The organism is Variovorax sp. Root411 (assembly GCF_001425205.1).
GTDB lineage: Bacteria > Pseudomonadota > Gammaproteobacteria > Burkholderiales > Burkholderiaceae_C > Variovorax.
The window spans coordinates 161,524-175,250 of sequence record NZ_LMDW01000016.1 but is presented as its reverse complement, the minus strand read 5'-3'; the positions used below and the strand labels follow the sequence as shown (position 1 = coordinate 175,250).

The following is a 13,727-nucleotide window of genomic DNA, read 5'->3' as shown; positions in this document are numbered from 1 at the left end:
CCGATGAAGCGGAGGGTGGTCCCGCATGAAGCGAAACATCCTCACCCTACCGAGTTCCCGGCAACTGATCTCTTGGTCGGACTTCGCCGCGGGCGACCACCGCATTTCCTGCCCGTCCTGCGGTCGCAAGCCCAGCGACAAGACCATGGGCATCCGAATCAACGAGGACGGGCGTGGCGTCGCGCATTGCTTCCGATGTGGGTATGTCGAAATCCGCCATCGTGAACACGATCCGTCGATGCTGAAACGGCATGCCCTCGCGCGGGAGGTCAACGTCATTACCGGCCTGCACTTCGCCGAACAAAGAGAACGCGAGGCCGAAGCGGCTGCTGGCGCCCTGGTGCGCTGGGCAGCGGCTGGCTGGGCGACTCGGGAGCACCGCTATCTGACCGTCAAGGGGGTTGGCGCTCACGGTATTCGGGTCGACGGCGACCTGCTGCTCGTGCCCATCCGGGACAACAACCGCTGCCTCCTGAGTTTGCAGAGCATCAGCCCCTTCGGCGTCAAGCGCTTTCATCCGCGCGGGCGGGTCAAGGGCGGCTACCACGCGTTCGGTTGCCCGAACGGCAAGGTGGTGATCTGCGAGGGCTACGCCACCGGGGCCACCATCCACGAGGACACCAATTGCGCCGTGGCCGTGGCCTTCAACTCGGGCAACCTGACGCCCGTGGCGCTGGCCCTGCGCGTCAAGTACCCGGGATTGACGCTCGTCATCGCCGCGGATGACGACTGGAAGACCCCCGGCAATCCCGGCATAACCGCGGCGAGGCAAGCCGCCGCGGCGGTGGGCGGCCTCCTGGCCGTGCCCGATTTCACCGGCCTGCCGCGAGGGGACCACGACAGCGATTTCAATGACCTGCACCGGCTGGCTGGCCGGATCGAGGTGGCCGAATGAGCGCGGTACGTGAAAACAACCCGGTGCTGACGGCCATCCAAGCCGCGCATCCCGTGCTTGCAGACGACCTGCCACCGCTCCAGGCCGTGGACGTGGCCGAGCTGGCCGCGATGGATTTCAAACCGCGCCAGCCGCTGCTGTCGCCCTGGCTGTGCAGTCAGGACCTCGCCATGGTCTTCGCACCACGCGGCGTCGGCAAGACGCATTTCGGCCTGGCCGTGGCCTTTGCCGTGGCCACAGGCGGCCCCTTTGCCCGCTGGCAAGCTCCCGCTGCGCGCAAGGTGCTCTATCTGGACGGGGAACTTCCCGGCGCAGTGATACAGCAGCGCCTGTGGATGCACTGCCCGGATGTCGACCCGGCACCGGGCTACCTGCGCATCTTCACGCCTGACCTCGTGACCGAGGGGCGCACGCTGCCTGACTTGTCCACGTACGAAGGCCAGGCCGTCATCGATGCCATGATCGAGACCGACACCGCCTTGGTGGTAGTGGACAACCTCAGCGCCTGGGCCCGCTCCGGACGCGAGAACGAGGCGGAATCATGGCACCCCATCGCCGACTGGCTGCTGTCTCTGCGCCGCCGCGGCATCGCGGTCCTGCTGGTGCATCACGCTGGCAAGGGCGGACAGCAGCGCGGCACCTCCAAGCGCGAAGACCTGCTGGATGTCGTGATCGGCCTCTCGCGCCCCAAGGACTATGACCCGCAGCAGGGCGCCGTGTTCGTCGTGGAGTTCTCGAAGGCCCGCAACCTCGTCGGCGACCAGGCCGAGAGCATCGAGCTCGAACTGGTCGTCGCCGACGATCGCGCCACCTGGCGTTGCAGAACGGTGGAAGCGTCGACCTTCGAGCGTGTCGTGGATCTAGCCAACGAGGGTTTGAGGCCCAACGACATTGCGCTCGAGCTGGACATCAACAAGTCGAGCGTGAGCCGGCATCTCAACAAGGCGCGCGCGAACGGTCTGATCAAGGCCGACAAGGCGGCGAGGTCATGAAGCTGCGTGACGCCCTGAAGGCGGCCGTCGAGCGGCAAGTTGCACGTTGCGTACCCCAGGAAACGCAACACGCAACTACTGCCCCCGAGCATGCAACCGCCGATGCAACGCCCGCGCAACTCCGGGCTGCAAACCCGCATGGTTGCTGGGTTCCGCGTGCACCCGCCGACGCAACAGGTGCGCAACTGCGGCGTTGCATCGCTGCGCGAGATGACGCACCGCCGCACAACGCGGGCGCAACTGCGCGTCCATTTCGACTGCCCCGAGAGCAGGCCGACACCTGTCACGCGCGGCCGTGGACCGACGAAGAGGCCAGCACCTTCGTGCGCCGCCGCGCCGCGCTACTCGGGCGCGGGCTCGGAGAGGTCGATGCGGACGACCTCGCCGAGCAATTGCACCTGCGCGATGTGGAAGGCGACGACCGCCGGCGTTGCGTCGAGTGCAGGCACCTTGCGGGAAAGGCGTCTACAGGATGGGAATGCCAGGAGCACACGGCTTCCGGGTTCGGGCCCGGGCTGGCGTCAGAGCTAGCGACGATGTCGCAGCGGTGTCCAGCGTTCCTCAGCACCGAAACGACGACATCCGCGCGGACGGAGGATGGTGATCAATCGCTCGGCGCGAACCAGCCCTGCTAGTTTCTTCCTCTCGAACAATAAAAGGCTCGCACACGCGCCAAGGCGCATTGCGCATTCGCGTCTTGGGTCCGAGCGCAATCGGCATTGATTTCGATTTCGGCTCGGCAGGCCTCTTGCAAGGCCACGCCGAGCGCTTCGATCTGACTGGTCCCCATGCTCCAAGCCGCTTTCTTGCGGTCTATGACGTCCTGGACGAATTGCTGATCAAAGGCAAAGGAGTGTTCAGGGTCGATCAGAGGAACCAGCTGCTCCAGGCGCGCGAGTTCCTGGTTGTATTGCGCTCTGGCCTGCAGCTCTGACTCCGATTCACGCGGCGCCAGCGCCGGCGGGGGAGCAGAAGGCGCGGGTGCCTTGGGCGCAGCATTGGCGAACGGGTCATGGTCCACCGGCACGAGGCGCGGTCCCTTGGCAGCGGGCGCAGCACCCGACGCCCCAGTGGAAACGCGCGGGGCGTCGGGGCCGATGGGCAAAACCTCGATAACTGCCCAAGAGACCATCACCCAGATTAGCCCGCCAAGGACCCATCCGCGCCATGGCGTAGGCACGACGCGGCGTGGTTTCCAGGTCCCATCCATGTCCGCATTGACCCGGTGGACCGATGCCGATGCAGCTGTCCCCTCGTAGCGATGGCCGGCCTGTTGCCTCGGTTGCGCAGGCGCAGGTGGCGGTGGCGGCGGCGGCGGCGGTCGTGGTGGAGGAGGAGGTGAAGGAGGAGGTGGTGGCGGTGGCGGACGCGCTGCGGCCGCAGACGCGGCGCCAGCGGCTTGCCCGTCTCTCCACGCTTCTTGTCGCTCCCTGTCCCCAGTCCGGCGCACTGCGTCCTCTACCTCGGCATCCAACTCGCGCAGTTCCGAATCGTATTTCGAACGGAGTTCGGGATTCGACAGCACCTTGTATGCTTCGTTGAGCGCCTGCATGTCTCGATGCGCACGCTGTGGATCGGCGGTGTTCTTGTCGGGATGGCAGTTCTGAGCAAGCGCGCGATAGGACGCACGAACGACGGCAGCGCTTGCGCCGCGCGATATCTGCAGGATGTCGTAGAAGGGTGGGGAGCGGCGAAAATGATTCACCATAAAAGCCTCTCCACGATGTTGGCTCGCTCCTCCAGCCAAGGTGGCAGCATGGCTGAATCGGGTGGCATCACCGCGCAGCGCCCGCCGGATCCGAGTTCAGTCGTCATCTGCCCCGCCTATCGCTTTGCTTTTTGACAGCCTACCGAGGCAGCTTTTAGATCGCAATGGGACGATTGTCATGAGTTGCAGGAGGGCGACTAGTGGCCGAATCTCCGCTGCTCTGCCCTATCGCAGATTGCTCGACAGGCGCGGGGCAGGACCTCGAAATTTTTCTAGGGTCAATTCCAGCGATGCTTCAGGGCTGCCGATGAGTTGCCTGATGATTTCGTATTCTGTGGAGCGCCGAACATGGGACGTGGCGGGATCAGATACGGAGCCGGCCGGCCTGGCTGGAAGGTGAAAGCCGAACAGTGCCTGCGCGTAGACGTGCGCATGCTGCAGCGCGCCGGGCTCCTGGCGCCAGGTGTATCCGGCTCTTCGGGATGGAGCCGCGCTGGCCAAAGAGTGGGGATCATCGGCACGCGCGCCGAGTCCGATGTCCTGTGGCTGCGCTATGCGACCGAGGGCCGGCCAGGCGACCATCGGGTCAGGCTCGAGCGCACCGCATGCACATACGGAGGATGTCGTCCCTGGTTCGCTTGTCCGTGTTGTGGTCGGCGCGCGGCGGTGCTCTACCTGTGCAGAGGCGCATTTCGCTGCCGGCTCTGTGCCAGCGTGGCCTATGCGAGCCAATCGGAAGGCGAAATTGGTCGCTCGTGGCGCAAACAGGAGAAGGCCGAAGCGAGGCTGCGCAGGAAGGGGATACATCGGGCAACCTTCGATCACCTGGTGTCCACCGTCGTGGACTGTGAAGAGCGCCGTGAGCAGGCCGTGTTCGCGTTTCTCGCTCGAATGCGACCTGACTCGAAGGGGTGACGCTGGCCGAGTCCCCGCCGTCCTCCAAGAGCGCATGCGCCCCGTGTGGGCGACACGGCACGCCGGAGGCAAGAACCGTGTGCTGGACGACGGAGGCAGCAGCGGCTACGGCTTAGCGGCAGCACGCGCGTCAAGCACGACCTGAATGCGCTGCACCAACTCCGGTGCCAGCTCTGCTTCGACAATAGTGCCCACCGAAGTGGTGACGGTGCCGCGCATGGTCTTGATTGGGCTTTCCTGTACAAAGTCCGCGATGTAGCCCAACCATGCGCTGCGCGACAACTCGGTGGCGAAGTTCGCCTTCTGCCCGTGATCCAATCGCCTGGGCACGTCGTCCAGCATCTGCGAGACGTCCTGCAGCGCAAACCTCCTCGCCTTCCCCCTGCCGATCACCCAGCCCACCGATGAAATGGTCACGGGCCTCTCGGCCACGTTGGTCACGTCAAAGTTGACGAACTCGGTGCGCTGCGTGCCGTCTCCGGGTATGAGCCAGTAGATGCCGACGCGGGTCTTGAGGCGCACACGGCGAGAGTCGAGCGCAAGCCACAGCGAGACGATGACCGCTGCCAGCGTGCCGAGGCCGGCCACCCATGTGCCGACCGCGTTGGCGATCTGAATCCACTGATCCAGGCTGAGCGAAGCCGATGCCGCGTTCATGCGTTTTCAAGGTCCTTCGAGCGGTTCTGGCCCGTCACCTGGTCCTTCGGCATCCGCTTGAAGACCACTGGACCCACGAGCCTCCACCAATGCCGGTCGATGCGATACCGGAGCGCCTTGGTCATGTGCTGACGAAGGACGAGCATGGCGTCGTCGTACCGGGTTGGCCGGCGTGGGTCGGTGCCTGCGATCAGGTGCTCGGCCTTGAGCATGTTGCGGCTGACCTCGCCCCGCCAAGCGCCCTTGTCGCGTCGCAGCTCCGCCGTGAGGTCCAGGCAATCGTTGAAGCTGGTGGCGTCCAAGTACCAGTCGGAGAGCGCGGCCGTCTGCGTCGTGTCCAGGGTCTCGTCAGCCACCAGGGCCGGGAGCGCGGTCGCGAGGCCGTGCAAGGGCACCCGATAGGCCGGAGACTGCACACGCCCCCTGAGGTAGGTCTGAGCCAGCACGCGGCCGGTGCGTAGGTCGAGGCCTATCACGGCGAAGTACCCACGTCGAATGCGCTTGCGCTCACGAGCGGCCAGCCACTGGGGCGCCTTGATGGCGACGTAGAGGGCAACGATGGCGCCGACAGCCTGGACCCAAGCGGCCCACTCGTTGCGAGGCATGCAGGTCAACTCCCAGGACCACTGCCAGAACAAGCACCACTCGGGCGGATTCGGGATGGCGGCCTTGATGGCGGCGACGATGGCGGGATTGTCGGGCAAGGAGACCGGCATCTGCTACGCGATCCCGCCGATCACCTGGTCAAGCGCCACCTTGCCCAGGGCCTTCACTGCATCCAGCGACAGCTCCAGCCCCTTGTCCTTGGCCATCGACTTGACCTTGGTCCAGACCGTCTTGGATCGGATGATGTCCAGAAGCTCGTGCCCCTCCCAGGTCAACTCGGGAGATGCAATGCCCGGCCCACCGAGGGAGTCGAAGCGGACGCCCTGGATGAACCCAGCATCGCGCAGCAGGAGCAGGTGTCGCACCCTCTCGGTCTCATCGGGCGGCGTGTCTTGGCCGTAGGAGTACTGGGCTCCCTGGAACTGCTGTTCGCCCAAGCCCTCAATCTCTTCGAGGACGGAGCGGATGGTGTCCCAGTCGCGTTTCATGGGAGGGCATTGTGAGGCCGAAGTCCTGGCACGCCTAGACCGGCGACCACGTGGCGCTCATAGGCTGAGCATGACGACAGGTTGATTGGGGCAACGCCGAGACCTCACCAAAGGGCGGCACACGTTTCACCGTAGCACCCATCGAAGCAAGCGGCGATGATGTCGGCTTCGTCGAGAAACCAAGAATTCGAACAATGAAGAGCGCCCTGTTTGTAGACTTTGACAACGTCTTTTCGGGCCTGCGCCGGCTTGATCCCGCTGTCGCCGATCGGTTTGCGTCACAACCCCTGACCTGGATTCGGTGGTTGACCGAATCGCTGCCCGCGCCGCCTCATGCACCGTCCGGGTCCAATCGCCGACTGCTCGTGCGGCGTTGCTATCTCAATCCACAGGTCTACCAGCGTTTCCGTCCCGCGTTCAACCGTGCCGGTTTCGAGATCATCGATTGCCCGGCCATGACCAGCGAGGGCAAGACCAGCACTGACATCCACATGGTGTTGGACATCGTCGATCTGCTGCAGCACGACGTCCACTATGACGAATTCATCGTCTTCTCGGCCGATGCGGACTTCACACCCGTGCTGCGCAAGCTCAGGCGCTGGGATCGGCGCACAACCGTCCTGGCCATCGGATTCCCCTCGGCCGCCTACCAGGCGTCGGCCGACCTTTTGATCGACCAGGATGAGTTCGTCCGTGCCGGACTTGGCTTTTACGAGTCAGAGGCGGAAGAGCTGCCAGCGCCGGTCGCACCTGTGCGGTCGCAGGCAGACGTCGCCAGTGGCGTGGCGAGGTTCATCGCCAGGACCGTGAGTGATTCGGCCAGGCCGGTGGCACTGGCCTGGCTGGCGAGCAAGGCCCCAGTTGAAGTGCAGGGGCTCGATGCAGCCAACTGGGCTGGCTTCAACAGCTTCCGTGGGTTGCTGAACTCGCTGAAGCTCGAACCGCTCCTGGTGAACTGGGAACTGGGCCTCGTCGCAGATCCAGAACGCCACGCGCTGCCGGATCGGACGGTCATGTCCACTCAGAAGTCCGCCCAGATCGCAGAAAGCGGGCTCGATGGCGTGGCGCAACTGGTTCGGGACGAGGTATCGAAGGCCCGGAGGCCGGTGCCCTGCGGGCGTCTGGCGCAATTGATCACCGACCAGTTCGGCCCTATTGCAGCCGACTGGGGCGGCAAGGGGACGTTTCGCAAATTCATGGAGGCGTTGAACCTCTCGCCGTTGAAGGTGGATTGGTCCGCGGGGAGTGGGCGGGTGATTGATCCTCGTCTTACCGCGCCGACAGCGGCCGAGTCCCGCACTGGTGCCACCGAAGATTGGGGGCCTGACAACCACCTGTTGCCGCTCTTGACTCAAGTGCATGCTGCGACAGGCATGCCGCTGCTATCGCCAACAGAGTTTCGCTTCCTGCTCGGTTGCCTGGCAGCCGACCTCTCAGAGCACCCGTTCCTGCTGACCGACACGGGTAAGCGGGTCCGGGATCGATGCCGAGACACGGGCCACCCAATCAGCCGCAGCGATGTGAGCTTCGTGCTCAAGGGCATCGTGCTCGGAGGGCACTCATTCGGAAGCAACCCTGTAGCCCAGGACACCATGGGTCAGAAGTTCGTGGACAGCGTCCTGGACCTGTGCCGGCGGGAACAGTTGCTCCTCGACGATGCGCAGGAGGCCCAGCTGCGCAACTGGGCTCGCAGTCCGCAGGCCGCGTCCGACGTCTAGCAGCTCGGCGGTCCACCTGACAGCGCCGCGTGGCGGTCTCGACCACCAGGCGCAGGCGCCGGGCTGCGTGCGTTCGCTGCATGGCGGCCGCAGGCACCGCGAGGCGCGGGATTCCAATGGATGCGCGACATCGCCGATCCGCGAGCGCCTTCAGTAGCGCATCCTGCCCTTCCGCATCCTGTCATTCAAGTTCCGCGCTCTGGGCCCTGATAGACCAATACAGCCCGTCAAGCCTGACAGGGTCCCGGGCTTCGCACTCCCAGATGGTGAGGACAGTCCATCCAAGGCGTTCCAGGAGAGCCGATTTCGCCGCGTCCCTTTCCACATTGCCGCAGAATTTCTTTTCCCAGAAATCGGGATTCGACGCAGGCGTGGTGGCCAGTCTGCACCCGCTGTGACGGTGCCAGAAACAGCCATGCACGAAGATCGCGACGCGATGGCGAGGAAGGACGATATCGGGCTTGCCCGGGAGCCGACCGTCATGAAGGCGAAACCGAAGACCCGTGCCGTGCAGGTACCTCCGAACGGAAAGCTCGGGCGCTGTGTTGGCGGGGCCGATAGCGGCCATCATTCTCGAGCGCGTGGCTCGGTCGACGATGTCAACCATCACTCACCCCGGCCCCGCCCTCGACACCGTTTCGGTCAATCGCACCCTCACATCTGGTCCTTCGAGACGAACCTGTCTTCCCGTTCGGCCGGAAGATAGGGTCGTATTTCAGGCACGTCAATTGCCCGAACGATCGTGCCGAGCGTGGTCCCGCCGTGACCCGCGAGGCTCAAGCCATACGCTACCGACAGCCGATCAAAATCGTCGGCGTGCCACCCTGTGTCGACGAGGTCTCGCGGCACGGGCAGGCGCACGATCTCGACGCCGACCCGCCAACCTGGCGTCGTGTTGATGGCCTCCCCGATGCGGCCATAGAAGCGCATGCGCGATCCGCCACCGCAGAGCAGCAAGGGGACGCGCTGGAGTTGCGTGCTCGGCAGGCCCTTCCCCACCTTCGCGTCGTTGATGCTCCCGGCGACCTCCGCCCGATAGCGTTTGACGAAGAAGTCTTCGTCGACATCCTGTCCAATGACCTCGAGCTGATAGGCAGGCAGGTACTCTCGCACCGATTCCGGAATGGGGCGCAACCTGTCGGTGGGCATCGAGATTGCGGCAAGGTGTGCGCCTGTCGCCTCATCGTTGCCGGCATCTGGAAGAAGTGATAGCAGCCAGTCGACACGTGCACGATGCAGATTCATCGCGCCGTTGGGCTCAACCCGGCTCGAGTAGAAGGTCAGCACGCCACCGCCGTCGGCCGATGCACGAACGTGGAACATCGCGGAATCCACGGTGCCTGCGCCCACATCGACCAGCATCATCACCGGCCTGGAGTTCCAGTCCCATCGGGCGGACGACATGAAGCCCTGCAATTGGGCACTTACCTCGGGTACGGCGTCCACGCCCGACCAGTCGAAGTCCGCCACTCCGGCCGGCTCGTCCGAGGCTGCCGAGAGCGAGCGGAGACGGTAGTGGTCGACCTTCTCGAGGGTAATGGTGTCTGCACCAGGATCAGCCGCCAGATTCGCTGCAGCCCAGGCCAGCCGCCGGAACAAGGTCACGGTGTCCTTGTCCTGATAGGAGCGCGCCGCCAGACCCAGGTTCAGGCGCCAGTTCAGCGCATGCCGCCGGTAGATGTCGCCATGCTCTGTGAACAGCCAGCTCCGGGCCCGGCGGATGACGAATGCAAGGAAAGCACAGCAGTCGTTGAATTCCGTCACCGGGCTCTTCGCCCTGCAGGCAAGCAGCCCGAGCTTGAGGTTCGCGACGCGATGCGTGCCCTGCTCCAGCGAATAGGTTTCGCCGGTCCGGAAAACGCGCGTCGGAAGCAGGTAGCCATTGATGCCGGGATGCGCGCCATTCAGAGGGACAGGAAAGACTCCCGTGGCCGCAAATGAATCCCGGATGACTGCCTTGGTTGCGGAAGTGCCGAAATCGAGACCGATGATGAGGTCCGTCTCGTTCTCCGGCTGCATGGTCAACTGTCGTTCCGTTCCACGGTACCCCAGTGCGGGTAGAGAACCGCCGTCGGCGGGATCATCGGCGAAAAGCGGATGTGGATGAAAGTCACCGCTACGAAGCAGCCGCGATCTCGGCCGCGGCGGCTTCGCAACGACCGCCTGTTCCGGCCGGACCTCCGCTCGCCCTGGTACTGGCGACAGTGCCGGTTGCCGCGTTTTCGTGGTCAGGCGATTTCGTCCGCCGGGTGATCCGCCGGTGGTCGGCGCGGGGGAGGCCTGACGCACGGGTCCCGTCGCGCCTCGAGGTGGCACTGCCGGCGCCGCCCTCCCCACCGCGTCGGGTTTTTGCGCCAGCCTGCCGGGCGGTTGACCGGAGCCGGTCCCCGGCTCGCTCGAATCGGCCTTGCGGACGCCGAGTCCGAGGGCCTCCAACGCATCCCTCAGCTGCGTTCCCAACCTCTTCATCCTCTTCTCCTTGACTTGTTGACCCGTCCTCAATCGATCAGTACAACCCCCGCACAGACGAGCATCGACTCGTGCCGCACTTCCCTCCGGTTCTGCAGCCTCGCCCGACGCTCGGCTGCCCTTTCGCGGATCTTGGCGAGACGCCCCTGGTTCGCCTTGATCGTCCGCAACTTTCCCTGCTGCCGCAGACGACCGATCATTTCCTGCAGACGCTGGATCTCGCGTGCCTCCTGCCTGTCGACCTGGTCCAGCTGGAAACTCACCCTGTCCCGGTTCTCCCGCCCTGCGCCGGCCGTGTATTCCTGGTACCTGCCGTCGAGCGCATCCATGACCGTTTCGAAGCAGTCACCAATGGTGTCGCCATCCAGCTGTCCGTGAGCTGCCGGCCATGGCAGACCCTGCATCACAGCCATCGTTACCAGGCGCTCGGCGTCGTCGGCGGAGAGGCTGCCGGGCGCTCCCGACCTGAAGACCTCGAACGCGAGGCGCTCCGAGTCCTGTTCGCCGCTGATGCTCCATCGTGTGACCGCGAACACATGCACCCCGACTCCAGCTCCAACTCCACGGACTGCATCCCCAGGGAGGCGAACCGCCGACACCACTGCATGTCGATGCCGCTCCTCGGCCTCCAGTCGCCGACGCACGAACGCGACAAGCGGGTGATACTGAGAAATCGATTCCGCGTCGATCCGGCCCCGCTTGAGGACGTTCTCGAATACGCAGGGCTGGCGACCACTGGCAGCTATCGCAAGCCTCGTCTTGCCCTGCAAGCGCTCTTTCTCCAGAAAGTCGGCAAACGCAGCCCTTGCCGGGGGGCCGAGATCGATCTCCCACAGGGCCGGGTCCCCCTCGCCGACACGAACCAGCTGGGCGCCCTGGCAGTACTCGCCGATGAAATCACCGACGTACGACTGCAGGTCTTCCGAAGTCACATACCGATTGAGCTCCCTGGCCGCGGCGATCCGATGCTGGAGGTAGTCACCATGCGCCACCAGACGTCCCGCCTCCTGCTCCAGGTTCTCCTCGATCCGTGACCGCTGCTCGACTGCCACGCATGTCTGTTCGATCACGCCCGCTTCCTCCTCCTCCGTCAGGTCGTGTTGCAGCAGGTCGAAACTCATCACCCGGATCATCTCGCCCAGGATTCCTTCGAGGCTGCCGAGCGCACGCTCGAAGATCCGGAGGCGCTCGAAAAGGCGGACGTACACGCGCTCGTCAAGTGATCCGCCGAGAAAGAGATTGAGGATGACGATGCGCGCTGCCTTCTGCCCGATACGGTCGATGCGGCCGATGCGCTGCTCGATCCGCATGGGGTTCCATGGCAGGTCGTAATTGACCAGCAGCGAGGAGAACTGCAGGTCGATGCCCTCGCTCGCGACCTCCGATGCCAGCAGCAGGCGCGGCCCGTCAGTGGCCCGGAAGCGTGCGAGAGCGGCCGGCTTGTCCATACCGCCCATCAGCACGACCGAGTCAATGCCAATTTCCGCGAATCGTTCGGCAAGGTAAGTCAGCGTGTCACGGAAGTACGCGAACAACACGACCTTGGCGCCGCTGTTCGTCTTCCAGTACGCGAGCAGCTGGTCGCGCAGATTTTCGAACTTCGAATCGTGTCGGCGCAAGGCCTCGAAGTTGCCCACGTCGCGCGCGATGCGCGCAAGCTGGGCGATCAGGCTGTCGGCATTCGGACGCTTTCGGGCCCTGGCATCGAGGGACGCATCCTCGCCGAAGGCATCCCAGAGGATCTGGTCGATCTCATCGTCCAGTTCGCTGCTGCGTCGCGACCACGATCGACACGCTGCGGCCATGGAACTGCACATCTGCCGCTGGGGAATCGTCAACAGGAAGCCCTCGGCCATGTCGAGATCCCGGCAATACTTCCGCACGGCGGCCGTCACCTGGTCGTAGAAGTCGGCTTCGATCGGCGTCATGGCCACGCGCAACGCGATAGGCTGACGCACCACACGGCGCTCGTGGACATCCCGCTTGCGTGTCCGGGTGACGACCTTGGTGATGGGGTTGATCCGGTCGATCTGCTCGGCCAGTGCCAGGCGATGACTCACGGACGAGAGGGTCTCCGCACTGGGCGGCGACGCCAGGAGGAACTGCAGCGCTTCGCTGCGAACGGCCACCGCGGAGCCCCTCACGTCATCGAGAGTCGCCCCGATCGCCTCGACGTCCGGTTTGCCCTGCAGCAGCAGGTCACGCAGCCTGATCAGCGGTGCGTTCTCCTGCAACGCATGATCGAACGACCACTCGTGCGGGAACGAGTCGCTGTCGACCAGGTTCAGCAAGTGGAACAGGTCGGAGTTGCGGAGATGCACCGGAGTCGCGGACAGCAGGACAAGGTTGTTCGTCATGCGCCGCAGGATCTGCCCGAGCCGCGCCGTCTGCGTCTCCGGGTTCCGCATGTAGTGCGCCTCGTCGACGATCACCAGGTCGAGCGCGGCATCGTCGCCGGTACTGTCGTCGGCGACCCGTCGCAGCCGGGCAGCCAGCGACTGTTCCTCGTCATCGTCTTCAGGCAAGTCGGAAAGGCCACGCAGCCCCTGCATGCTGGCGATGATCGCAAAGGAAGCCCGCGAATTGCCGGCCGCATGCTCGAGGACCTCCACGGCCTCCTGCGCGCCGCATTTGCGCGCGTCCACGCCGAATCGGTCCGCCAGCTCCTGCTTCCACTTGTCCTGCAGCATCGCGGGGCACACGACCAGCAACCGGCGCGCATCCTCACGGCTGCGCAGCTCGGTCCAGATCAGCCCGGCCTCGATGGTCTTGCCCAGCCCAACCTCGTCGGCGATCAGGATGCCGCGCGAGGGCGAATCCAGAAACGACAGCACGGGCTTGAACTGGTAGGCGTAGAAATCGGTGTTGGTCGTGTACAGGCTGTAGATCAGGTCGGCGAGCTTCCCGCCCAGCCTGGCGTGCGTAAGTGCCGAACGCAGGTCCCGCGGCTTGCCGAACCGCAGCTTGCGCATGTCGTCGTAGGGGTTCGAACCTTCCTCAGGTGCCGGCTCCAAAGCCAGGCCCGGCACGAAATCGGTCCGGTCAGGAAAGATCACCTGCCATCTCGGTGAGATCGGGTTCCCGGTCTTCTCGCCCGAGAGCACGCCGGCGCGCACCGGATTCGACTTCAGGCGAACACGCAGCCCGGCGTGAAATTCGATCGTCATGGCACCTGCACCGTTGTCATCGGGTCGTGATTGCGAACGCGAGCCTGATCACGTGAGCCCCTCCACTTTGCAAAGGACAGCGAACCGGCCCACCGCCCGGCGGAGGGGTATG

11 protein-coding genes are annotated in these 13,727 nt (G+C 64.7%); 4 read left to right on the top strand and 7 right to left on the bottom strand.

Annotation, left to right across the window (positions count from 1 at the left end):
* Window positions 1-25 precede the first annotated feature (25 nt).
* Window positions 26-895 (top strand): toprim domain-containing protein, encoded by an 870-nt coding sequence (locus ASC92_RS17410; RefSeq protein ID WP_082519624.1) that lies wholly within the window; start codon window positions 26-28, stop codon window positions 893-895.
* Window positions 892-1,887 carry an AAA family ATPase gene (locus ASC92_RS17405; protein WP_056518155.1) on the top strand — a complete coding sequence of 332 codons (996 nt, stop codon included), beginning with the start codon at window positions 892-894 and terminating at the stop codon, window positions 1,885-1,887. Before ASC92_RS17410 ends, ASC92_RS17405 begins: the two co-directional genes overlap by 4 nt.
* 631 nt (window positions 1,888-2,518) lie before the next feature.
* Here the strand turns inward: ASC92_RS17405 and ASC92_RS29650 are convergent.
* Window positions 2,519-3,547 (bottom strand): J domain-containing protein, encoded by a 1,029-nt coding sequence (locus ASC92_RS29650; RefSeq protein WP_414820415.1) that lies wholly within the window; start codon window positions 3,545-3,547, stop codon window positions 2,519-2,521.
* On the opposite strand from ASC92_RS29650, the gene ASC92_RS29340 reads away from it, so the two are divergent.
* The gene (locus ASC92_RS29340) at window positions 3,446-3,730 is read left to right on the top strand and encodes a hypothetical protein (protein ID WP_235505866.1); all 285 of its coding nucleotides are present in this window, start codon (window positions 3,446-3,448) and stop codon (window positions 3,728-3,730) included. The genes ASC92_RS29650 and ASC92_RS29340 overlap by 102 nt on opposite strands.
* An 885-nt stretch (window positions 3,731-4,615) precedes the next feature.
* On the opposite strand, the gene ASC92_RS17395 is transcribed toward ASC92_RS29340, so the two are convergent.
* From ASC92_RS17395 to ASC92_RS17385, 3 genes are read right to left on the bottom strand one after another with little or no spacing between them, the layout of a single operon-like run.
* On the bottom strand, window positions 4,616-5,167 hold the full coding sequence (locus ASC92_RS17395; protein WP_056518151.1) for a hypothetical protein: 552 nt from the start codon (window positions 5,165-5,167) through the stop codon (window positions 4,616-4,618).
* Window positions 5,164-5,871 carry a hypothetical protein gene (locus ASC92_RS17390; protein WP_157609076.1) on the bottom strand — a complete coding sequence of 236 codons (708 nt, stop codon included), beginning with the start codon at window positions 5,869-5,871 and terminating at the stop codon, window positions 5,164-5,166. Before ASC92_RS17390 ends, ASC92_RS17395 begins: the two co-directional genes overlap by 4 nt.
* A gap of 15 nt (window positions 5,872-5,886) precedes the next feature.
* On the bottom strand, window positions 5,887-6,261 hold the full coding sequence (locus ASC92_RS17385) for a DUF2513 domain-containing protein (RefSeq protein WP_056518147.1): 375 nt from the start codon (window positions 6,259-6,261) through the stop codon (window positions 5,887-5,889).
* A 194-nt stretch (window positions 6,262-6,455) separates the two neighbouring features.
* Here ASC92_RS17385 and ASC92_RS17380 point away from each other — a divergent pair, with 194 nt between their 5' ends.
* On the top strand, window positions 6,456-7,979 hold the full coding sequence (locus tag ASC92_RS17380; protein WP_056518145.1) for an NYN domain-containing protein: 1,524 nt from the start codon (window positions 6,456-6,458) through the stop codon (window positions 7,977-7,979).
* Window positions 7,980-8,160: 181 nt separating this feature from the next.
* Here ASC92_RS17380 and ASC92_RS17375 read toward each other — a convergent pair whose 3' ends face one another.
* The 3 genes from ASC92_RS17375 to ASC92_RS17365 all read right to left on the bottom strand — a co-directional run bounded on the left by ASC92_RS17375 (window position 8,161) and on the right by ASC92_RS17365 (window position 13,615).
* On the bottom strand, window positions 8,161-8,586 hold the full coding sequence (locus ASC92_RS17375; protein WP_056518143.1) for a very short patch repair endonuclease: 426 nt from the start codon (window positions 8,584-8,586) through the stop codon (window positions 8,161-8,163).
* Between the two features lie 47 nt (window positions 8,587-8,633).
* A complete protein-coding gene (locus ASC92_RS17370; RefSeq protein WP_056518141.1) occupies window positions 8,634-10,004 on the bottom strand; it encodes a hypothetical protein in 1,371 nt (456 codons plus the stop codon).
* Between the two features lie 473 nt (window positions 10,005-10,477).
* On the bottom strand, window positions 10,478-13,615 hold the full coding sequence (locus ASC92_RS17365; protein ID WP_056518139.1) for an SNF2-related protein: 3,138 nt from the start codon (window positions 13,613-13,615) through the stop codon (window positions 10,478-10,480).
* Window positions 13,616-13,727 lie beyond the last annotated feature (112 nt).